20 protein-coding genes and 1 pseudogene are annotated in these 21,436 nt (G+C 64.3%); 13 read left to right on the top strand and 8 right to left on the bottom strand.

Annotated features, from left to right (window positions below; translation table 11 throughout):
• Positions 1 to 16 precede the first annotated feature (16 nt).
• Positions 17 to 955 (bottom strand): LysR family transcriptional regulator, encoded by a 939-nt coding sequence (locus tag XH96_RS37975; RefSeq protein WP_194390345.1) that lies wholly within the window; start codon positions 953 to 955, stop codon positions 17 to 19.
• A gap of 701 nt (positions 956 to 1,656) precedes the next feature.
• Positions 1,657 to 1,836, bottom strand: a complete 180-nt coding sequence (locus XH96_RS37970; protein WP_194394427.1) for a hypothetical protein — start codon at positions 1,834 to 1,836, stop codon at positions 1,657 to 1,659.
• Positions 1,837 to 2,000: 164 nt separating this feature from the next.
• Between XH96_RS37970 and XH96_RS37965 the strand changes: the two genes are divergently transcribed.
• The 7 genes from XH96_RS37965 (at position 2,001) to XH96_RS37935 (ending at position 7,328) form a co-directional block, all read left to right on the top strand.
• The gene (locus tag XH96_RS37965; protein WP_131874630.1) at positions 2,001 to 2,729 is read left to right on the top strand and encodes a LuxR family transcriptional regulator; all 729 of its coding nucleotides are present in this window, start codon (positions 2,001 to 2,003) and stop codon (positions 2,727 to 2,729) included.
• A gap of 81 nt (positions 2,730 to 2,810) precedes the next feature.
• Entirely contained in the window at positions 2,811 to 3,470 is a 660-nt protein-coding gene (locus XH96_RS37960) for an acyl-homoserine-lactone synthase (protein ID WP_194390344.1), read from the top strand.
• A 1-nt stretch (position 3,471) separates the two neighbouring features.
• Positions 3,472 to 3,690, top strand: a complete 219-nt coding sequence (locus XH96_RS37955; RefSeq protein ID WP_131874632.1) for a hypothetical protein — start codon at positions 3,472 to 3,474, stop codon at positions 3,688 to 3,690.
• A gap of 313 nt (positions 3,691 to 4,003) precedes the next feature.
• Positions 4,004 to 4,921: a branched-chain amino acid ABC transporter permease gene (locus XH96_RS37950; RefSeq protein WP_194390343.1), complete on the top strand. Its 918-nt coding sequence runs from the start codon at positions 4,004 to 4,006 to the stop codon at positions 4,919 to 4,921.
• The gene (locus tag XH96_RS37945; RefSeq protein WP_194390342.1) at positions 4,918 to 5,862 is read left to right on the top strand and encodes a branched-chain amino acid ABC transporter permease; all 945 of its coding nucleotides are present in this window, start codon (positions 4,918 to 4,920) and stop codon (positions 5,860 to 5,862) included. Before XH96_RS37950 ends, XH96_RS37945 begins: the two co-directional genes overlap by 4 nt.
• A complete protein-coding gene (locus tag XH96_RS37940; protein WP_194390341.1) occupies positions 5,855 to 6,622 on the top strand; it encodes an ABC transporter ATP-binding protein in 768 nt (255 codons plus the stop codon). The genes XH96_RS37945 and XH96_RS37940 overlap by 8 nt, the downstream gene beginning before the upstream one ends.
• Complete coding sequence (locus XH96_RS37935; RefSeq protein WP_194390340.1) at positions 6,615 to 7,328, top strand: ABC transporter ATP-binding protein; 714 nt, start codon at positions 6,615 to 6,617, stop codon at positions 7,326 to 7,328. Before XH96_RS37940 ends, XH96_RS37935 begins: the two co-directional genes overlap by 8 nt.
• Positions 7,329 to 7,771: 443 nt before the next feature.
• Here XH96_RS37935 and XH96_RS37930 read toward each other — a convergent pair whose 3' ends face one another.
• Together XH96_RS37930 and XH96_RS37925 are read right to left on the bottom strand one after the other, a co-directional pair.
• The gene (locus XH96_RS37930) at positions 7,772 to 9,208 is read right to left on the bottom strand and encodes a glutamine synthetase family protein (RefSeq protein ID WP_194390339.1); all 1,437 of its coding nucleotides are present in this window, start codon (positions 9,206 to 9,208) and stop codon (positions 7,772 to 7,774) included.
• A 193-nt stretch (positions 9,209 to 9,401) separates the two neighbouring features.
• The gene (locus XH96_RS37925; protein ID WP_194390338.1) at positions 9,402 to 10,760 is read right to left on the bottom strand and encodes an aromatic ring-hydroxylating dioxygenase subunit alpha; all 1,359 of its coding nucleotides are present in this window, start codon (positions 10,758 to 10,760) and stop codon (positions 9,402 to 9,404) included.
• A 52-nt stretch (positions 10,761 to 10,812) separates the two neighbouring features.
• Between XH96_RS37925 and XH96_RS37920 the strand changes: the two are divergent.
• Positions 10,813 to 11,191 (top strand): annotated as a pseudogene (locus tag XH96_RS37920) (IclR family transcriptional regulator C-terminal domain-containing protein); the annotation flags it as partial.
• A 62-nt stretch (positions 11,192 to 11,253) separates the two neighbouring features.
• Complete coding sequence (ybaL, locus tag XH96_RS37915) at positions 11,254 to 12,990, top strand: YbaL family putative K(+) efflux transporter (protein ID WP_194390337.1); 1,737 nt, start codon at positions 11,254 to 11,256, stop codon at positions 12,988 to 12,990.
• A gap of 398 nt (positions 12,991 to 13,388) precedes the next feature.
• On the opposite strand, the gene XH96_RS37910 is transcribed toward ybaL, so the two are convergent.
• Positions 13,389 to 13,754 (bottom strand): VOC family protein, encoded by a 366-nt coding sequence (locus XH96_RS37910; RefSeq protein WP_246789891.1) that lies wholly within the window; start codon positions 13,752 to 13,754, stop codon positions 13,389 to 13,391.
• Between the two features lie 142 nt (positions 13,755 to 13,896).
• On the bottom strand, positions 13,897 to 14,730 hold the full coding sequence (locus XH96_RS37905; RefSeq protein ID WP_194390335.1) for an AraC family transcriptional regulator: 834 nt from the start codon (positions 14,728 to 14,730) through the stop codon (positions 13,897 to 13,899).
• Between the two features lie 236 nt (positions 14,731 to 14,966).
• On the opposite strand from XH96_RS37905, the gene XH96_RS37900 reads away from it, so the two are divergent.
• Complete coding sequence (locus XH96_RS37900; protein ID WP_194390334.1) at positions 14,967 to 15,299, top strand: PRC-barrel domain-containing protein; 333 nt, start codon at positions 14,967 to 14,969, stop codon at positions 15,297 to 15,299.
• Between the two features lie 165 nt (positions 15,300 to 15,464).
• Here XH96_RS37900 and XH96_RS37895 read toward each other — a convergent pair whose 3' ends face one another.
• Together XH96_RS37895 and XH96_RS37890 are read right to left on the bottom strand one after the other, a co-directional pair.
• On the bottom strand, positions 15,465 to 15,860 hold the full coding sequence (locus XH96_RS37895) for a group II truncated hemoglobin (RefSeq protein WP_194390333.1): 396 nt from the start codon (positions 15,858 to 15,860) through the stop codon (positions 15,465 to 15,467).
• A gap of 101 nt (positions 15,861 to 15,961) precedes the next feature.
• A complete protein-coding gene (locus XH96_RS37890) occupies positions 15,962 to 16,870 on the bottom strand; it encodes a helix-turn-helix transcriptional regulator (protein ID WP_194390332.1) in 909 nt (302 codons plus the stop codon).
• A gap of 121 nt (positions 16,871 to 16,991) precedes the next feature.
• On the opposite strand from XH96_RS37890, the gene XH96_RS37885 reads away from it, so the two are divergent.
• From XH96_RS37885 to boxC, 3 genes are all read left to right on the top strand, one after another.
• Positions 16,992 to 18,533 (top strand): benzoate-CoA ligase family protein, encoded by a 1,542-nt coding sequence (locus XH96_RS37885; RefSeq protein ID WP_194390331.1) that lies wholly within the window; start codon positions 16,992 to 16,994, stop codon positions 18,531 to 18,533.
• 235 nt (positions 18,534 to 18,768) lie between these two features.
• The gene (locus tag XH96_RS37880; RefSeq protein ID WP_194390330.1) at positions 18,769 to 19,587 is read left to right on the top strand and encodes an alpha/beta fold hydrolase; all 819 of its coding nucleotides are present in this window, start codon (positions 18,769 to 18,771) and stop codon (positions 19,585 to 19,587) included.
• 133 nt (positions 19,588 to 19,720) lie between these two features.
• Entirely contained in the window at positions 19,721 to 21,409 is a 1,689-nt protein-coding gene (boxC, locus tag XH96_RS37875) for a 2,3-epoxybenzoyl-CoA dihydrolase (RefSeq protein ID WP_194390329.1), read from the top strand.
• The last annotated feature ends 27 nt before the right edge of the window (positions 21,410 to 21,436 follow it).

Raw genomic sequence — 21,436 nt, 5'->3', positions numbered from 1 at the left:
CAAACCTAACATCATGTTATTTCTTCCGGCCCCGGGCCGGAACGGTCTTGCCGTTGCCGCGGGACGGCTCGACCGCGCGCATCTCGGTGCGCAGGGACTCGATGAAATACTCGGCATGCAGCGACAGCGGCGCACCGCGCTTCACCGCGACATAGGTGTCGAACCGTGTCGGCTCGGTGATCTTCAACAGCTCGATCCCCGGATAGCCGCCATGGGCCACCGTGAACTGGTCGATGATGGCGATGCCGAGCCCCGCCTTCACCAGCGCGCAGACCGTGGTGCCGAAGCGCGCGCGGATGGTGATGTTGTAGTCGAGCCGGTTGCGCGCAAAGATCTCGGCCATGATCCGCCCATAGGGATCGTTCGGGTCGATGCCGATCAGCGGATAGCGGGTGATCTCGGCGGCCGAGACCTGCTTGCGGCCGGCGAGCTCGTGACCCGGCGGCACGATGCAATAGAGCTCGCCCGAGGCAAGCGGCATGAAGTCGAGCCCGGAATGCTCCAGCCGGTAGCTCATCGCGACGCACTCGCCGCGGCCGAGCAGGAGATAGTCGATGGCTTCCTCGAGCTTGAGGATGTTGATGTCGATGCCGAGATCGGGATAGCGGCGGCGGACGCGCTCGATCGCGCGCGGCACCATCACCTGCGAGATGCTGGGCACCGAGCCGATGCGCAGCTCCGACAGGCCGCCGCGGCCGATCTTGGAGATGATCTCGGAGAGATCGTCGACCTTCTTGTAGACCCCGTTGATCTGCTCGAAGATGTTCTCGGCTTCCGGCGTCGGGAAGTAGCGCCCGTTCTGGCGCTGGAAGAAGCGGATGCCGAGCGAGCGTTCGGTGTATTTGACCAGACGGCTGATCCCCGGCGCCGACACGTTGAGCAGCTTCGCCGCACCGCCGATGGTGCCCGTCACCATCACGGCACGGATCACTTCAACCTGGCGTAGCGTCATCATGGCCTTGAAATGTCCTTGGCATCCGAAACACGATCGTGGCGGCGATCATCTCACGAGAGCCGTGATGTCATCCAGCGGCAAGTGTGTGCGATCGGAGAGAAGGCTCACCCTCTCCTGGAGGGGCAGGGCTATCGCGTATGAATTGCAGGGGACTGTCTGCAGGCTTGCTCCGCCTCTCCCGCTTGCGGGAGAGGCCGACGCGCTCGCAGAGCGCGGCGGGTGAGGGCTCTCGCCGCACAGGGCGTCCTCAGTTAATCTCAATAATCCCAGCGCGGAGACACCCTCTCCCCAACCCTCCCCCGCAAGCGCAGGGCAATCGCATATGAATTTTGCAGAGGTCGTCATGCCCGGGCTTGTCCCGGGCATCCACGTTCTTTGCGCTACGTGGAAAGGCGTGGATGGCCGGGACAAGCCCGGCCATGACGCTGTGGAGACAGTCGGAGCCCATAGCCACATCTCATATGCGATACCCCTGTCCGCAAGCGGAGGAGGGAGCCCACTGCCGATGCCGCTGCATTCGACACACCATATGCGATCGCCCTGTCTGGAGGGGGAGGGCAAGAGCGCAGCTGACTCGTGGCTGATGATGTTGGAGTAACTTCGCGGTCAGAGTGTTTCGACCAAAACCAGCGCGTTCAAACGGAAGGGCTGCGTCGCCGCGCGATGTGTTGCATCGGCGTCGTTTGCTGCAACTGCGATGGCTAGCTCGCCGGGCCCTCGGGCGATGCGTTCTCGGCCGCCTCCGCGTGCTCGCTTTGCAGCACCTTGCGCGCGAACTCGATGATCTTCTGCTTGTTCGCCGTTTCGCGGACGGCAAAAAACACGCGGTTCAATTCCAGGCCGAGCACGCTGTTGAGGGCGATGTCCTCGTCTTCCATCATTGGTTTCCCGCTTCAGACATTTCAGGTGTATCGCGGCGTAAATTCTGCCACAAGTAGTTTAAATCTTCAGAGCAGATCGGCACCGGGAAACTACGGCCACGGCCATTTGAGGCAGCTCGCGGATACGTGCTATACGGAAGTGGCGAGGGTCAGGAAACGCACCGATGTCCGCCGTAGACTATGGCCGGGAGGCGCTCGACTTCATCGAAGGCCTGCAGGCCTACCGCAAGGTTCCCGAAGCCATGAATGCGCTCGAAGCGGCCTTTGGTCGCTTCGGCTTCGAAACCATCATCGTGACGGGATTGCCGAATCCCGACCAGCGGTTTGCACAGATGGTGCTTGCCAAGCGCTGGCCGGCGGGATGGTTCAGCCTCTACACCGAGAACAATTACGACCGCTATGATCCCGTGGTGCGGCTCTGCCGGCAGTCGGTCAATCCGTTCGAGTGGTCGGAAGCCCCCTATGACGCTGAGCTCGAGCCGAACGCAGCCGAGGTGATGAATCGCGCCAGCGAGTTTCGCATGTCGCGCGGTTTCATCGTGCCGATCCACGGGCTGACCGGCTATGAGGCCGCGGTGTCGCTCGGCGGTGTCCATCTCGACCTCAATCCCCGCAGCAAGCCGGCGCTGCACCTGATGGCCATGTATGGCTTCGATCACATCCGGCGTCTGCTCGAGCCGGTGCCGCATCCGTCGACGCGCCTCACTCCGCGCGAGCGCGAGGCGATCGCCTGGGCTTCGCAGGGGAAATCGGCCTGGGAGATCGGTGAGATCCTGCACATCACGCAGCGTACCGCCGAAGAGCATCTTGCAACCGCCGCGCGCAAGCTCGGTGCCGTCAACCGTACGCATGCGGTGGCGCTGGCGATTCGCAACAAGATCATCGCTCCCTAGGCGCTTCACTGGGAAATTTCCCAATATCGGATCGGCGTCTTTTCGCGGAGTCTGCCTCCATTGAGGATGAATGGGGGTTTCATGATTCACGCAATTTCCGCGGTAAATCGCCACCTTTATGAAGACGTGATCGAGCAGCATTTCCGGCTGCGTCACGACATTTTCGTCGAGGAGCGGCGCTGGGAGACGCTGCGCAGGCCGGATGGCCGCGAGATCGATTCCTATGATGACGAGGACACCGTCTATCTGCTGGCGCTGGAAGAGCGCCGCGTCGTCGGCGGTCATCGGCTCTACCCGACCACCAAGCCTTCGATGATGAGCGAGGTGTTCCCGCATCTGGCGGCGGTCCGCGGCTGCCCGGCCGATCCGCTGGTCTGGGAATGGTCGCGCTACTTCGTCGTGCGCGATCGCCGCGACGGCGCACTCAACCTGCAACTGATGGCGGCGGTGCAGGAGTTCTGCCTCGATCAGGGAATCGCGCGGGTCAGCGCGATCATGGAGACGTGGTGGCTGCCGCGCTTCCACGAGGCCGGGTTCGTCGTCACGCCGCTCGGCCTGCCGGCCCTGGTGGAGGACGCATGGACCATGGCGGCGACCATCGACATTCGCCGCGAGACTCTCGATGCCCTGCATGATCGGATCGGCATGGCTTCCGTCGTGCAGCAAGACGGCCCGCGACTGGATGCCGTCGCCCGTGCCAACCTCTGCGGCTTCGCTGCCGCGCAACGAAAGAGCGCCTGAGATGTCGAACATGATGCGGGACAGCCAGATCATGGCGCAAACGAAGGACGAAAATCTCGGCTACATGTCCGATATGGCGCTCGAACTGGCGGAGATGGCCGAAGACGCCGGGTTGGCGACGCTCGCCTATCTGTTCCGGATGGCAGCGCTCGAAGCCACGACGGCCAACAGCGGGCTCGCCGAACCCGATGATCTACCCCGGCAGATGACGTCGCACTAGACTTCCCCTGCACTCCGACAAGTTTGCACCCTCTCGTCCGTTCGCCGGCGAGAGGGTGATCGCTTGGGTGCGGCAGGTTGCCCCAGCCTGCGCGGCAGCCTTCTTGCAAGGGTCGATTGCAAGGGTCGATCTCGATCTCGATCGCATGCATCGGCATGCAACAAAGTGCATGTTTGATGTCGAATCGCTCTTGCCTCGGAACGATACTGCCATTACCCATTTTTCGGCCTTGAAGAGGCAGGGGGAGCTCTTTCACTGATGGCGACATTGCTCGAACATCGGCGCGACGCTGCGTGCGCCTGAAAGAGTCTTGATGCTGCTTGTCGTCGAACAGTTCCTGAACGGATTGCAGTTTGGCCTGCTGCTGTTCCTGCTCGCCGCCGGCCTGACGCTGGTGTTCGGGATCATGGATCTCGTCAACCTCGCGCACGGCTCGCTCTATATGATGGGAGCCTATTTCGCCGCGACCTTCGTCGCCTGGACCGGCAGCTTCCTGCTTGGCGCGCTGATGGCGCTCGGGGCCACGCTCGTGCTCGGTATCGTGCTGGAGGTGACGGCGCTGCGGCATCTCTACGGCCGCGACCATCTCGACCACGTGCTCGCAACCTTCGGCCTGATCCTGTTCTTCAACGAAGCCGTGCGGCTGATCTGGGGCCCGGCCGGCCTTGCGCTGCCGCTGCCGGCCTGGCTCACCGTGCCGGTGCCGATCCTGCCCGGCATTCACTATCCGGCCTATCGCCTCGCCATCATCGTGGTGGCCTTGCTGGTCGCGCTGCTGCTCTATCTCGGCGTGATGCGCACCCGCATCGGCATGCTGATCCGGGCCGGCGCCTCCAATCGCGAGATGATCGGTGCGCTCGGCATCAACATCAAGCTGCTCTATACGCTGGTGTTCGGTTTGGGAGCCGCGCTCGCGGGCCTTGCCGGCCTGATGCAGGCGCCGATCCTGACCGTGCAGATCGGCATGGGCGAGAACATCCTGATCCTCGCCTTCGTCATCATCGTGATCGGCGGCATCGGCTCGATCCGCGGCGCGTTCCTCGCCGCGATCTTCGTCGGCATGATCGACACGCTCGGCCGTGCCTTCCTGCCGAACCTGTTGCGGCAGGTGCTGAGCGGCGCCGCTGCGTCCACCGCCGCGCCGGCGCTGTCGTCCATGCTGATCTACCTCCTGATGGCGATCGTGCTGGTGGTGCGGCCGGAGGGGCTGTTTCCGGCCAATCGTCGATGAAGGCTTTCACGGTGAGCAAGGCCGTCACGGCCCTTTTGCTGGCGGGCCTCGTGCTGCTGCCGCTCTATTCGCAGCTCTCCGGCAACATCTTCATCCTGACGCTGTTCACCCGCATCATCATCCTGGCGCTGGCGGCTGCGAGCCTCAACCTGATCATGGGTTTTGGCGGCATGATGAGCTTTGGTCACGCCGCCTATCTCGGCATCGGCGGTTACGCGGTCGGCATGCTCGCTCAGGAGGGCGTGGGAAGCGGCTTCATCCAGTTTCCGGTCGCGCTCGCCGCCTCCGCCATTTACGCGCTCGTGATCGGCGCGCTCTCGCTTCGCACGCGCGGCGTCTATTTCATCATGATCACGCTTGCCTTCGCCCAGATGGCCTATTACGTCGCCTCGGGGCTGGCGCGGTACGGCGGCGATGACGGCCTCACCATCTACAAGCGCAGCGACTTCTCCGGCCTGATCGATCTCGGCAATCGCGTGCAGTTCTACTATCTCTGCCTTGCCTGCCTGTTCGGCGTCATCTTCGTGATCTGGCGCATCGTCAATTCGCGCTTCGGCCTCGTCGTGCAGGGCCTGCGTTCCAACGAGCAGCGCATGCAGGCGATCGGCTTCCCCGCCAAGCGCTACCAGCTGGTCTGCTTCGTCATCTCCGGCACCATGTGCGGCCTTGCCGGTGCGCTGCTCGCCAACAACACCGATTTCGTCAGCCCGGCCGTGATGTACTGGACGCGTTCCGGCGACCTCATGGTGATGGTGATCCTCGGCGGCATGGGCACGCTGTTCGGCCCGGTCATGGGCGCGGTGGTGTTCCTGCTGCTGGAAGAGTTCCTGTCGCAGATCACCGAATATTGGGCGCTGATCATGGGTCCGCTGCTGCTGCTGATCGTCCTGTTCGGGCGCGGCGGCATCATGGGCGCGCTGGGGAGGGCTGGCCGTGGCTGAACCCTTGCTCCGCGTCGAAAAGCTGGTGCGTCGCTTCGGCGGCATCATCGCGACGGATCACGTCTCGCTCGACGTCGCGGAAGGCGAGCTGCACGCCATCATCGGCCCGAACGGCGCCGGCAAGACCACGCTGATCAGTCAGCTCACCGGACATCTCTCCCCGCATTCCGGTAGCGTTTTGCTCGGTGGCCGCGACATCACCGATCTGCCGGCCTATCGCCGCTGTGCGCTCGGGCTCGCGCGTTCGTTCCAGATCACCTCGCTGCTGCTCGACTTCACCGCCGCCGACAACGTCGCGCTGGCGGCGCAGGCGCATGCCGGAACTTCGTTCCGCTTCTTCGCCAATGCGCGCAAGGAGAGGGGCTTGCGCGATGCCGCACATGCCGCGCTCGACCGCGTCGGTCTCGCCCATCGGGCCGATGTGCTGGTATCGAAGCTCAGCCACGGCGAGCGGCGCCAGATCGAGCTTGCGGTCGCGCTCGCGAGCAAGCCGAAATTGCTGCTGCTCGACGAGCCGATGGCGGGCCTCGGCGTCACCGAATCCCAGGGCATGGTGAAGCTGCTGCAGGAGCTGCGCAAGGAAGTCTCCATCGTGCTGGTCGAGCACGACATGCCCGCGGTGTTCGCGCTGGCCGACCGCATCTCGGTGCTGGTCTATGGCCGCGTCATCGCCTCCGGCGATCCCGCCTCGATCCGGGCCAACGAGGACGTCAAGCGCGCCTATCTCGGCGATCAGCACGTGGTGACGCATCATGGCTGATACGCTGCTGGAGGTCGACGGCATCGAGACCTGCTACGGCCTGTCCCAGGTGCTGTTCGGGTTGTCGCTGTCGATCAAGCCGGGCGAGATGGTCTCGCTGATGGGCCGCAACGGCATGGGCAAGACCACCACCATCCGCTCCATCATGGGCCTGACGCCGGCGCGCGCCGGCGCGATCCGTTTTGCCGGCGCCGAGGTGCGGCAGCTTCCGTCCTACAGGATCGCAAAGCTCGGCGTCGGCCTCGTCCCCGAGGGACGGCAGATCTTCCCGAACCTCACCGTGCGCGAAAACCTGGTGGCCGCGGCCGCGGACCGCTTCGGCAGCAGCAATCCGTGGACGCTGGCTGCGATCTACGTGATGTTTCCGCGCCTCGCCGAGCGCGCCTCCAACATGGGCAACCAGCTCTCCGGCGGCGAGCAGCAGATGCTCGCGATTGGCCGCGCATTGATGACCAACCCGAAGCTTCTCATTCTGGACGAAGCAACCGAGGGCCTTGCGCCGCTGATCCGCGAGGAGATCTGGAACTGCCTGTCGCTGCTCAAGAGCCGGGGACAGTCGATCCTGGTCGTCGACAAGAACGTCGACCATCTCGCCCGCATCTGCGACCGCCACTACATCATCGAGCGCGGCAGGACGGTGTGGAGCGGCACGTCCGACGAACTCGTGGCCGAGCCGGATCTGCAGCACAAATATCTGGGAATTTGAGCCCTGCTCCAGCAGCGCCGTCATTGCGAGCCAACGGGTCCGTTGGCTCGCAATGACGGAAGAGATGGATGTGATCTCTCACCAATGAATTCGATGCCGATGCAGCTCGCGGATCACCTGTGCCTCGGTGGATAGCGCACGCGGCGCCCGGCTAACGTGCGAGGCGATGCGCGCCGATCTCGATCAGGGTGGTCCGACAGGACAAGCGATAGATCAGGCTGAAAAATTGATCCCACATGACCGAACTCCGCTGTTGATCACATATGCAGGTATAGGCCGCGTGTCTTTCCGGCGTTTTTCGCGGAATGAGGAAATGGCTTCGTCCGGAGTGGCGCCATGTCGTCGGAACATTCCGGAAGAAGTCGCCTCACGGGAGCGTGAAGCAACGCACCGGTTCGAGCTGGCTGAAGTTAGCCATCGGTGCCGGATTAGGCCGGACTGGCTCAAAACATCTCGAAATACTCGCGATGCTCCCAGTCCGTCACCTCGGACAGGAAGCGATCGATCTCGGCGTTCTTGATGTGGGTGTAGTAGTCCACGAATTCGGCCCCGAGCTTCTCACGGAAGAAGGGATCGTCCTTCAGCGCGGCGACCGCATCGCGCAGCGATTTCGGCAATAGCGGCGCTTTGGTCTCGTAGGGCGTGTCCGCCGAGGGGCCGGCGTCGAGCTTGCGGTCGACGCCGTCGAGGCCTGAGAGAATCTGCGAGGCCATGTAGAGATAGGGATTGGCGGCGGGCTCGCCGATGCGGTTCTCCAGGCGCGTTGCGGCATCATTGGGCCCGCCCAGCACGCGGATCATCACGCCGCGATTGTCGCGGCCCCAGATTGCGCGGTCTGGCGCGAGCGAATAGGAGCGGTAGCGCTTGTAGCCGTTGATGGTCGGGGTGGTGAACACCGTCGATGCGCGGGCGTGATCGAGCAGGCCAGCGAGGTAGGCGCGGCCGAATGCGCTGAGCGGTTCGCCGCCGTCCTTTGCCATGAACAAATTGTCGCCGCTCGCGCGCGAGACGACCGACTGATGCAGGTGCCAGCCGCTCGCGAACACGTTCGGCAGTTTCGGCCGGCACATGAAGGTGGCGTGATAGCCGTGGCGGCGCGCGATCTGCTTCACGGCGCTGCGAAACAGTACCATGTTGTCGGCGGACTCCAGGCCCTTCTTCGGCGCGAAGGTGAACTCGCACTGGCTCGGCCCGAACTCGACCTCGACCGACCGCAAGGGAAGCCCGAGCGCCACGACGTCACGTCGCAAGATCTCCAGCACCGGCTCCATCTGATCGAAGCGCTGCTCGGTGAGATATTGATAGCCGTGGCTGAGCAGGCTCACCGAGGGCGGCGTGCCGGGCTGGCCGGCATCCTCTGCCCGCATATGCGGGTCGTCGAGCTTGAAGATGTGGAATTCCACTTCCAGCCCTGCGACGAAATCGTAACCGCGTGCGCCGAGCTCATCGATCACGCGCTTGTAAAGCCCCCGCGTCGCGAACGGCACCGGGCGGCCATCGTTGAAATAGAGATCGCACAGCACCCAGCCAGTCGCCGGGGTCCACGGCAAGACGCGAAACGTGGCGGGGTCGGCGACCATCAGCACGTCGGCGGCGCCCTCCATCTCCTTCATGCCGAAGCCGCCGCCTGCCGTGAACACGGGGAATACCGTGCGGTGCGAGCTGTCCTTGGCGAGCATGGTCGTGGTGATGGAGCAGCCGCTCTCCAGCGAGGCGATCGCCTCGGCGGCGACGATCGTCTTGCCGCGCAAGATGCCGTGCTGGTCGGGGAAGGCGAGGCGGATGACCTCGAGGTTCCTCTCCTCGACGATGCGGCGCATGCGCGCTGCAGCGTCCTTCTGCTCGTCCGACCACAGCGCATGACGCGCGACGAATGTCACTGTTATCCCTCCTTGATACTCGGTGCGAGCATAGCCCACGCTGTCATCGTCCGCGAAGGCGGACGATCCAGTATTCCAGAGAGGGTGACGTATCCTCGAGAGGCCGCGGCGTACTGGATGCCCCGCTTTCGCGGAGCATGACAGCGGGGATTGTGGAGCCGCCGTCGCGACTCGCCGGTGGTGAACCGCATCGTCACTCCGCCGCCGTCAGCCGGTGCACGTTATCAGCGATCTCCTTCGGCACAGGCGCCGTCCAGGGCGCGCCGCGGCGGCGCTTGACGTCGACTTCCATCCAATAGGTCTCCCAGCCCCGCGTCGGCCCGATGCCATCCATCGTCGCCGGCCCCTGGATGCTGCGTGCATTGGCCTCGTCGAGGAACAGCATCGGCTTCTCGCCGCCGGAGACCTTCTCGATCTCCTGCCGCAGCAGGCGGCGGTATTGCACGATCGCCTTGTCGCTCTGTCCGAGATGCTCCCTGGTGCGGTCCTGGATCGCGCCCATCGATTCGACCGCCCACTGGTCGTGGACGTTGATGTCGTTGCCCATTCCGGTATAGGTCGCGGTCTGCTGCTCGTGCGCATCGAAACCGTAATCGTTGCTGCGGTTCTTGCGCGATTTGTAGTCCGGCAGCTCATAGAGCTCGAGCCGCTGGTCGCGCATCTTCTGCTTGTCAACCGGGTTCGTGTAGCTGGTGAAGATCGCGTACCAATAGCAGTTCTCGTCGTCGACCGGCACGTGCCACTGCGTGATCGTCATCTCCGTGCTCATGGGGATGACGAAGCCGTGCGGGAAGAGCTGGTTGGTGACGCGCACATGTGTCCGCTCCGCGTCGATCTCGCGCAGCGCGATCAACCTGAGGCCATATTCGGTGTGCTCGACATTGATGATCGGACGGTCGTATTCGCGCAGGATTTTCGTCATCGGCAGATCGGAGCCGGCGGAGACACCGCGGAATTGCTTGCCGTACGCCGTGGACGTGTCCTCGTCCTCGAAGAAGCGGTGCAGGTAGGACGCGTGCGCCGGATCGATGCCGACCTCCAGGGCTTGCAGCCAGTTGCAGGCCATGTGGCCCTTGAACGCGAAGGTGTGCGTGCCGGGCGCGACGAAACAGTCGATCTCCGGAAATGCCGGCGGTTCACCTTCGCCGAGATAGGCCCACAGGATGCCGCTCTTCTCGACCACTGGATAGGAGCGCTGGCGGATATTCTGGCAGAGCTTCGAATCCTTTGGCTCGGCCGGCGTCTCGATGCATTGGCCGGTGGCGTCGAACAGCCAGCCGTGGAAGGCGCAGCGCAGGCCACCATGCTCCAATCGGCCGAAGGCGAGGTCGGCGCCGCGATGCGAGCAGTGGCGGTCGATCAGGCCGTAACGTCCAGCCTCGTCGCGGAACAGGACCAGATTCTCGCCGAGCAGTCTGACGGGACGGATTGGCCGCGCTCCCTCGAGCTCGTCCACCAGCGCCGCCGGCTGCCAATAGCTCCGCATCAGCTTGCCGCAGGGGTCCTTCGGACCGGTGCGGGTGATCAGGTCGTTCTGCTCCTGGCTCATCATGGCGCGTGCATCCTTGTGGGAGTAGCGTTTGTTCGCCTATTGAACGAATGGACCAATTATGACATTTCTTGAAGCGGCAGCACAGGAGATCTCCTCGCTTGCCGTGCTCGACGGCGACGACGTCGTGTTCATCGCCGCGCGGCTGAACGCGATGACGCGCGAGGCGCTGACGCCGCAGACGAATGATGGATCCGAAGGCGTTGCTCGCGCGCATCAGCCCCGACCGCGCGCAAGGCTATTCGCTGGTCGATCGGGAGGCCGAGCCGCACTTCCGCTCGATCTCGGTTCCGGTGCGCCGTTACGACAATGTGATCGTCGCCGCCATCAACATGGGTGGCCATGTCGATCGCGTCCCGGCACCGGAATTGATCGATCGTTTTCTGCCGCTGCTGCGCGATGGCGCGGAGGCCGTGCGCTCGCAATTGCTGTGAGCCGGCTGCCCGCGCGCACAGGTCGCGGTGCGCACCCGCGCATGCTGTGTCAAAAGGCAAAAATGCCGCATGACACGCCTCTCATCGCCACCATCGTCGTTGGACTTGGATTAGCCTTCGTACTTGGAACGCTTGCGCAGCGGTTCCGCGTGCCGCCGCTGGTCGGTTATCTCCTCGCGGGTGTCGCGGTCGGCCCGTTCACGCCGGGCTTCGTCGCCGACCAGGCGCTTGCCACCGAGCTCTCGGAACTCGGCATCATCCTGCTGATGTTCGGCGTCGGCCTGCATTTCTCGCTTCAGGATCTGCTCAGCGTCCGCAACATCGCCGTGCCCGGCGCCGTGGTGCAGATCGCGGTTGCGACGCTGATGGGGCTCGGCCTTGCATTCCTGATGGGCTGGAGCGTCAGCGCCGGTCTCGTGTTCGGATTGGCCTTGTCGGTGGCGAGTACCGTCGTCCTCCTTCGCGCGCTGCAGGAGCGGCGCCTGATGGAGACCGATCGCGGCCGCATCGCCGTCGGCTGGCTCATCGTCGAGGACCTCGCGATGGTGCTCGTGCTGGTGCTGTTTCCGGCCATCGCAAGCCTTCAGGGTGGCTCCGATGGCAAGCCCGCCTTCGATCCGCTGGCTGCGCAACTGGGCCTCGGACTTGCTGGAGTCATGACGCTGACGGTAGTCAAGATCGTCGTGTTCATCGGCTTGATGCTGGTGGTCGGACGCCGGCTCATCCCCTGGATCCTGCACTACATCGCGCACACAGGCTCGCGCGAATTGTTCCGTCTCGGCGTGCTCGCGATTGCGCTGTGCATCGCGTTCGGGGCCTCAAAGCTGTTCGACGTCTCGCTGGCGCTGGGCGCCTTCTTTGCCGGCATGATGCTGCGGGAATCGCCGCTCAGCGCGCGCGCCGCGCAGGAATCGCTGCCCCTGCGCGATGCCTTCGCCGTGCTGTTCTTCGTCTCGGTCGGCATGATGTTCGATCCGCTGAGCGTGATCCGCGAGCCCTGGCCCCTGCTGGCGACGCTCGCGATCATCATGCTCGGCAAATCGGCCGCTGCATTCCTGATCGTGATCCTGTTCCGGCATCCGGTCGCGACCGCGCTGACGATCTCGGCGAGCCTGTCGCAAATCGGCGAGTTCTCCTTCATCCTGGCCGAGCTCGGCGTCGCCTCGCAGATCTTGCCCAAGGAGGGCCGCGATCTGATCATGGCCGGCGCGATCCTATCCATCATGCTCAATCCGCTGATGTTCGCGGCCGTCACCTGGCTCGCGCCGCTGCTCGATCCGCGGCGGGACTCGCCGCAGGCTGCGACCGCCGTGCCGGAGCCGATCCGCACCACGGATCTCACCGACCATACGATCGTGATCGGCTATGGCCGCGTCGGTGCGCTGGTTGGTGATGCCTTGAAGCAGCGGCAACTGCCTTTCCTCGTCGCCGAATTCGGGGAGCGCGCGCTCGAGAAGCTGAAGCAGGGCGGCATCGAAACCATCATGGGCAACGCCGCGCAGCCTGAAATCCTGGGTGCGACCAATCCGTCGCGGGCGAAGCATCTGGTGATCGCGATTCCCGAAGCGTTCGAGGCGGGACAGATCGCGCAGCAGGCGCGAGCAGCCAACCCCGATATCCGCATCATCGCGCGGGCGCATGCGGATGCCGAGGTCGATCATTTGAAAGGGCTGGGGGCGGATGTCGTGATCATGGGCGAGCGGGAAATCGCGCGCGGCATGATCGAGGAGCTGGAAAGGAGAGTTCCGGATGCTGCCCAGCAAGGTTCCCGTACGCTCGCGGTCGGTTCGGTCGTTTGACCTAATTACGCCTGCCGGGCGAATCTATCGGTTCCCTTCGCCGACCCTGTTGCAGCGGCTGTTGCGGTGGGGGTTCGCACATGCGGAAACGGTGGCGATCTCGGCAGCAATCATGGCCCTGATTTATGTCGCGGGCTTTGCCGCCGAGGCCTTGGATCGGTCGATGTTTGATGCATGCAACGATCGGGCTGGGCAGCCCGTGGGGATGTCGTAGCCTGGACAGGCGAAGCGATCCCGGGAAGATCCTGGCCCGGGAGGTATTGGCGAGAACTCCCGGATGGCGCTTTCGCGCGTCGGGTTGCAGCGCCGTGCTCTACCGCTTCCGGCGCCTCGCTCTCCAAGTCGCGGCTCGACAGAGTGCCTGGATGTCAGCCTTGCGCATCTCGCGTGGCTTGCGATCAGCCAGGCAGCGGGTCTTCGCCGACCTTGGGCCAGTAGGTGCCGAAACTCCACAAACCTCCTTCGGGATCCCGCGCTGAAAAGTCCCGGCTGCCGTAATCGGTGTCGTGCAATTCCATCTCGATCCGGGCTCCGGAGGCCTTCACCTTTGCGTAGAGCGCGTCGGGATCGTCAACGGCCAGATACACCGAATCGGTTCTGTGTCCGTCGAGGTCTCCCACCCTTTTCCCATAGGCATCGGGGCGGTCTGCCCCGACCATCAGGATGGATGTCCCGAACGACAATTCAGCATGCGCAATGATGTTCTCGCGCCTGTAGATCACGCGTTCGGTGAAGCCAAGGACGTCCGTCAGCCAGGCGATCATCGCCTCGGTGTCCCTGCAGCGTAGTGTGTGATACAGGCGCGGCGCTTCGTTCCCGATTGAGTCTGGCATGACGTTCTCCCGTGGGTTGGGCGCTCACCCTAGATCAGCCGGTGTCCCGCGGCTTGAAGAAATGGGACCTGGCTTATCCGCCGGCTTCCCGCATCAGACGGGGATCCGTGTGCGCCAGCCGCGCGGCCCAATTGGTCGGCTTTTCGCCGCTGAATTCCCGGAACTCTCGGGCAAGATGCGCCTGGTCGGCAAACCCTGCTTCGAGCGCGATGCCGGCCCACCCGCATGCACTCCCGCTGCGCGCCAGTTCGCAGGCGCGGTGGAAGCGCAGCATCCGCGCCAGGGTCTTCGGTGAAACGCCGATCTCGTTTTGAAACCGACGCGACAGATGCTTGCGGCTCCAGCCGATGTCGGTTGCAATCTCGGATATGCGCGCCGCGCCGGCGCTGCGCCAGAGCCGGCCGATCGCCGCGGCGATCGCGGGAGAGGGTTCGTTCACCGTACGATCGAGCACGAAGGTCTCGATGATCTCAAAGCGTTGCTTCCATCCCTCTGCTTCCGCCACCCTCTCGCCGAGTTCTCGGCCGTCGCGGCCGAGCAGATCCCCGATATCGACCATGCGCGCCGTGAGGTCAGGCACGGCGCCGCCATAGAAGCGATAGGCGCCGAGCGGCGTGAAGTCGATCTGGATGCAGATGGCGCGGCCATCGGATTCGATCTGCACCGGTCCGGGAAACAAGCCGGCCGCAAAGCTCGGCTGGGTATCCGACCGGTCAGGGTCGCGTCCGAGCGCGATGCGGAAGGGGCTTCCAAGACTGATGAGCAACGGCAGGGCCAACGGCGCGGCGTGCCGAAAATTGCTCAGGCCGAGCCCGCGCTCGCGGTAGCAGGAGATCGACGAGACGATGTGCGCCATATGCGCGGGAACAGGCCGTCTGATGACTTCCGGCGCGGTGCTTGCGTCCATGGCGAAGCCTCCGTTGTCATGCGCAGCTTAGCCGGACGACGGGATCGCACCAAGAGACAGGGTCGCTTCCGCAGCATGTCCATGCGCTCGCGTGCCGGCGCGGAACCGATCAACCGCTTCCTGCCGTTGTTGCGGGAAGGCGCGGAGGCGGTGCGATCGCAGCTTCTGTAGCTGCTCCCGCCGCCTCGAAAACGGTGCTATATTTGTCGCAAGCACAAGAGAACAGGGAGGACACCATGAACCACACCATGGTTCCCAGTGATCGCGTGGAGCATGTCGCCGTCTACGGACGCGACGGCACAAGGCTCGGCACGATCGAGCGACTGATGCTGGACAAGACGAGCGGAACGGTCGCCTATGCCGTGATCAAGACCGGCGGGCTGCTCGGTACGCGTCACCATTATCCGCTCCAGTGGAGCGCGCTGAAATACGATCCAGGACGGCAGGCTTTCCAGATCGAGCTGACGCTGGACGAGCTCAGCAGCGGCCCATGCGAATTCGATGGCGACGCGTTCGACTGGGGCGACCGCTCGCGGCCGTACCCGCATCGGCATTACTGGTCGATCTAAAGCGGACGGCTTTAGGTTGAATCGATCGCTGCGGCTCGTTCACCTCTCCCGCAAACGAGAGAGGGAGTGCATCTCCGTCGTTGCAGCAATCATGCCCCATCTCGTCACGCTGTAGCGGCGTCGCAACTTCCGTAGGCGGACCAAATGTCGGCAATGCGGTCCCGATCAGTTCCGGTTGCGCATCCAATCGGCAAGACCGGATAGCGCCGTGTCGAAATCCTGCCGCGCGGCGCTGTCCGTCACCGTCTCTTCCAGCGCGCCGCGCATGCAGAGCATCCACGCGTCGCGCTCGGCATCGCCGATGGCGAAGCCGATATGGCGCTGGCGCAGCCGCGGATGGCCCTTCTCGGGAGAATAGAGCTTCGGGCCGCCCGTCCATTCGGTGAGATAGCGCTTCAAGACGTCCCTGATCAGGCCGAGATCGTCCGCATGCATGGCGCGGATGACCTTCGCCTCCGGCAGCTTATCCATGCGATCGTAGAAACGATCGACCAGACGATCGATCGTGGCGCTGCCGCCGATCCGCTCGAACATGGAGGTGGTGACGTCGGTGGAGGTCATTGGTTGTTCCAAGCTGTCTCTCGGGGTCGCATGTAGTGACATCGTGGCGCGCTTGTCCGGGACGACGGCGGAGTGTGCAGCTCTGGCGAGGTCCAACCTGCCTACAGCGCCACGCTGCGCAGCCCGAAGCTGCGGGCTTCGTTCTGCAGCACCGGTCGCACCGCATCGATCAGCCGCGCAGCTGCTGCATCGACCGAAAGCCCAGCCGTATCCACCACCGCCGTCGCGCGCGAATACAGCGGCTCGCGGCTGAGCAGGATGTTGCGCAGCTCCGCCATGGCGGAGCGGTCGTCCGCCATCGGGCGCAGGTCGCCCTGGCGGCGGACGCGCGCCATGTGCTCCTCGGGCTCGGCCTTCAGCCAGATCGTGTAGAACGAGGCCAGGACCTGGTCGAAGGTCAGGGGCTCGGAGACGATGCCGCCGCCGGTTGCCAGCACCATCAGCTCGTTGCGCGCGAGCAGCTGCTGCAGCGCCGCCTGCTCCATGCGGCGAAAGCCTTCCTGGCCGTACAGCGCGATGATCTCGGCGACCGAGAGGCCGTTCTGCTGCTCGACTTCCTTGTTCAGCTCGACGAAGCTCCAGCCAATCTTCTTCGCCAGCATCCGCCCAAGTGTCGACTTGCCGGCGCCGCGCAGGCCGATCAGCGCGATGCCGCAGAACGGTGCGCGCCGGGGCGCGGTTGCGCTGCCGCCGGAGAGCAGATCCTTGGCCTGGGCAATCTGCGCCGGCGTCGCCTTGCGCAGGAGGTCGCGAAACATCTGCCAGTCCGGCGTCGGATCGGGCGAGGGCAGCAGGTCCTCGAGGTGCGCGCCCATCGCGTCGGAGACGCGGCGCAGCAGCACGATCGAGACATTGCCCTTGCCGCTTTCGAGCTGCGCGATGTAGCGCTCCGAGATCCCCGAGACCTTGGCGAGCACCTTGCGCGACATGCCGCGCAGCGCGCGCATGGTCCGCACACGCTGGCCGAGCTGTTCGAGAAATTGGGATTCGGCGTCGGGACTTTCGGTCATGAGTCTTCTTTACAGGGGTCCTGCGGCGCGCTTTAATGAAACATAGTGCCTGCTGGCATTGACAGCAAGCCGCAGCGGTGTCTTTCTATGAATTATAATTCTAAATTCGGGGGAGATGTTCGTGAGCGAGGGATCCTACAACGCGGTGACCTGGCTGCTCGACCGTAACGTCGAGGAGGGCCGCGGCGACAAGCTCGCCTTCGACGACACCGTCTCGCGGCTCAGCTATGGCGAGCTCCAGCAACAGACCCGGCGCGCCGCCAACATGCTGCGCCGGCTCGGCGTCCGCCGCGAGGAGCGCGTCGCGATGATCATGCTGGATACGGTCGATTTCCCGATCGTGTTCCTGGGCGCGATCCGCGCCGGCATCGTGCCGGTGCCGCTGAACACGCTGCTGACCGCGGACCAGTACGCCTACATCCTCGCCGACTGCCGCGCGCGCGTGCTGTTCGTATCCGAAGCGCTCTATCCCGTCATCAGGGACGTCGTCGGCCGCATGCCGGATCTCGAGCATGTCGTCGTCTCCGGTGCCAAGCAGAACGGCCACAAGCAGCTCGCCGAGGAGCTCTCAGGCGAGAGCGACCGGTTCACCACCGCCGCGACGCATCCGGACGAGCCGGCGTTCTGGCTCTATTCGTCGGGGTCGACGGGCATGCCCAAGGGCGTGCGCCACATCCATTCCAATCTGCAGGCGACGGCGGACACTTATGCGAAGCAGGTGCTCGGCATTCGCGAGAGCGACGTGTGCCTTTCCGCGGCAAAACTGTTCTTCGCCTATGGCCTCGGCAACGCGCTGACCTTCCCGATGTCGGTCGGCGCCAGCGTCATCCTCAACAGCGAGCGTCCGACGCCGGCCCGCATGTTCGACCTGATGAACCGCTACAACCCCTCGATCTTCTATGGCGTGCCGACCTTGTTCGCGGCGATGCTCAACGATGAGACGATGAAGAGCGAGCGCGGCGGCAAGGCGTTACGCATCTGCACCTCGGCCGGCGAGGCGCTGCCGGAATCGGTCGGCAACAGCTGGAAGGCGCGCTTCGGTGTCGACATTCTCGACGGGGTCGGCTCGACCGAGCTCTTGCACATCTTCCTGTCGAACGCGCCGGGCGACATCAAATACGGCTCCTCCGGAAAACCGGTGCCCGGCTATGCGGTGCGGCTCGTCAACGAGGCCGGCCAGGACGTGGCCGACGGCGAGGTCGGCGAGCTCCTGGTCGATGCGCCCTCCGCCGGCGAAGGCTACTGGAATCAGCGCCACAAGAGTCGCCGCACGTTCGAGGGGCCATGGACCCGCACCGGCGACAAATATGTCCGGGACGCGGATGGCCGCTACACCTTCTGCGGCCGCGCCGACGACATGTTCAAGGTCTCCGGCATCTGGGTCTCACCGTTCGAGGTCGAGAGCGCGCTGATCACGCATCCCGCCGTGCTGGAAGCCGCCGTCGTGCCCGAGGCCGATCCGGAAGGGCTGTTGAAGCCGAAGGCCTTCGTCGTGCTGCGGCCGGGCGCGACGACGACGAACCTGCAGGAGGCGCTGAAGGAGCACGTCAAGCAGAAGATCGGCCCGTGGAAATATCCGCGCTGGATCGACGTGGTCGAGTCGCTGCCGAAGACGGCGACAGGCAAGATCCAGCGGTTCAAGCTGCGGGAGGGCGCGCATTGATGGTGCAGGCGGTGGACTCGCCTGCTTACCCTCCCCTGGAGGGGGAGGGTCGGCACGCGATCGAGCGTAGCGAGATGCGTGACGGGGTGGGGTGATCTCTCCACACGGGCGTTGCCTCTGTGGAGAGACTGTCACCCCACCCCGCTTCACATCTCGCTGCGCTCGCTGTGAATCGACCCTCCCCCTCCAGGGGAGGGTGGGCATCTCGGCATTGGCCAGGAATGGGAATTCGACCATGACCAACCTCACCCCCACCGGTTTCCTCAGCATCGGCACCGCCAGCCTCGAATACAAATGGCTCGCGCCGCCAGTCCCAGACGCCCCCACCATCGTCATGCTGCACGAAGGCCTCGGCTCTATCGGCCTCTGGGGCGACTTTCCGGAAAAGCTGCAGCAGGCGACCGGCGCCGGCATCTTCATCTATTCGCGCGCGGGCTACGGCCAGTCCAGCCCGGTCGCGCTGCCGCGGCCGCTCGACTACATGCAGCGCGAGGCGCTGGACGTGCTGCCGAAGCTGCTCGACATGATCGGCTTCAAGCGTGGTCTCCTGCTCGGCCATTCCGACGGCGCCTCGATCGCGACCATCTATGCCGGGGCGCATCAGGATCATCGTCTCAACGGCCTCGTGCTGATTGCGCCGCATTTCATCGTCGAGGACATCTCGATCAAATCCATCGCCGCGATCAAGACGACGTTCGAGACCACGGACCTCAGGACAAAGCTGGCGCGCTGGCACAAGGACGTCGACAACGCCTTCTACGGCTGGAACGGCGCCTGGCTCGATCCGAAGTTCCGCGATTGGGACATCTCGGAATACCTGGCCTATGTCCGCGTCCCCATCATGGTCCTGCAAGGCGCCGACGACCAATATGGCACCTTGCGTCAGGTCGAGATCGCGCAGGAAGAATGCTACTGCCCGGTCGATCCGAAGATCATTCCAGGCGCGGGACATTCTCCGCATCGTGAAGCGCCCGGGCCGACGCTCGAGGCGATCGAGCAGTTCGCCAGGGCAGCCCTGCGCGACGATCAGGGTCTGCAAGGACGCGCCGCGTGATGGCGGCTGAGAGTGGGTAGCATGAAACAAAGTGCATGCTATGGATATTGAGGGCTAGACGTATCCGAAAATATGCATTATTGTGCATCTAACGATCAAGCCAAGAACCCATAATCAAGCTCAGGGATGACCCATGGCCGGGGAAGATCGGCGCCTCGCAGGCGGCGCGACATTCATCGATTTCCAGACCGAACCGTCCCGCTACAAGCACTGGAAGCTCGCGGTCGAGGGCGACGTTGCGACGCTGACCATGGACGTCGACGAGAACGGCGGCCTGTTCGAGGGCTACCTGCTCAAGCTCAACTCCTACGATCTCGGCGTCGACATCGAGCTCGCTGATGCGCTCCAGCGCCTGCGCTTCGAGCATCCCGAGGTCAAGGTCGTGGTGATGCGCTCGGGCAAGAACCGCGTGTTCTGTGCCGGCGCCAATATCCGCATGCTGGCGGGCTCGACCCATGCCCACAAGGTCAATTTCTGCAAATTCACCAACGAGACCCGCAACGGCATGGAAGACTCTTCGGAGAATTCCGGCCAGCGCTTCATCACCGTGGTGAACGGCTCGGCCGCCGGCGGCGGCTATGAACTCGCGCTTGCGACCGATCACATCATCCTCGCCGATGACGGCTCGTCCGCAGTTGCGCTGCCCGAAGTGCCGCTGCTCGCGGTGCTGCCCGGCACCGGCGGCCTCACGCGCGTGGTCGACAAGCGAAAGGTACGCCGCGACCACGCCGATTTCTTCTGCACCATCGAGGAAGGCGTGAAGGGCAAGCGGGCGGTGCAGTGGCGCCTCGTCGACGAGATCGCGCCGAATTCCAAGTTGGAAGCCAAGATTGCCGAGCGCGCCAGGGAATTCGCCGCGGCCTCGAAACGCACCGGGAGCGGCAAGGGCATCGCGCTGACGCCGCTCAAGCGCGTGATCGACGACACCAGCATCCGCTACGGCTTCGTCACCGTCGACATCGATCGCGCGGCGCGGATCGCCACCATCTCGATCAAGGCGCCGGAGGCCGCACCACCGGCCGATATCGACGGCATGATGGCGCAAGGCGCCTCGTTCTGGCCGCTCCAGGTCGCGCGCGAGCTCGATGATGCCATCCTTCACTTGCGCATCAACGAGCTCGAGATCGCCATGCTGGTGTTCAAGAGTCATGGCGAGCGCGCCCATGTGCTCGCCTGCGATGCTTTCCTCGAAGCCAACAAGGCGCACTGGCTGGTCAACGAGATCAGGCATTACTGGAAGCGCGTGCTCAAGCGCATCGACGTCACCTCGCGCACGCTGGTGACGCTGGTCGAGCCCGGCTCCTGCTTTGCCGGCACGCTCGCCGAGCTCGTGTTTGCCGCCGACCGCTCCTACATGCTGATCGGCACGCGTCAGGGCGACAACCGCCCGCCGCCGTCGATCGAGCTGTCCGCCATGAATTTCGGTCCGTATCCGATGAGCCATGGCCTGACGCGGCTGCAATCGCGCTTCCAGGCCGATCCGTCCGACGTGGAGCGCGCGGAAGCCACGCTCGGCACCGCGCTTGACGCGGAGCAGGCGGAAGAGCTCGGCCTCGTCACCTTCGCACTTGATGACATCGACTGGGACGACGAGGTCCGCGTGTTCCTGGAGGAGCGCGCCAGCTTCTCGCCGGACAGCCTCACCGGCATGGAAGCGAGCCTGCGCTTCGTCGGCCCCGAGACGATGGAATCAAAGATCTTCGCCCGCCTCACCGCCTGGCAGAACTGGATCTTCCAGCGCCCGAACGCGGTCGGCGAGGAAGGCGCGCTGCGCCGCTACGGCAGCGGCCAGAAGCCGAAATTCGATATGACGCGGGTGTGATGATTTTCGTGTCCCGGGCGCGGCGCA

This window comes from Bradyrhizobium sp. CCBAU 51765 (assembly GCF_015291725.1).
Lineage (GTDB): Bacteria > Pseudomonadota > Alphaproteobacteria > Rhizobiales > Xanthobacteraceae > Bradyrhizobium > Bradyrhizobium liaoningense.
This window is presented reverse-complemented; position numbering and strand designations above follow the sequence as displayed.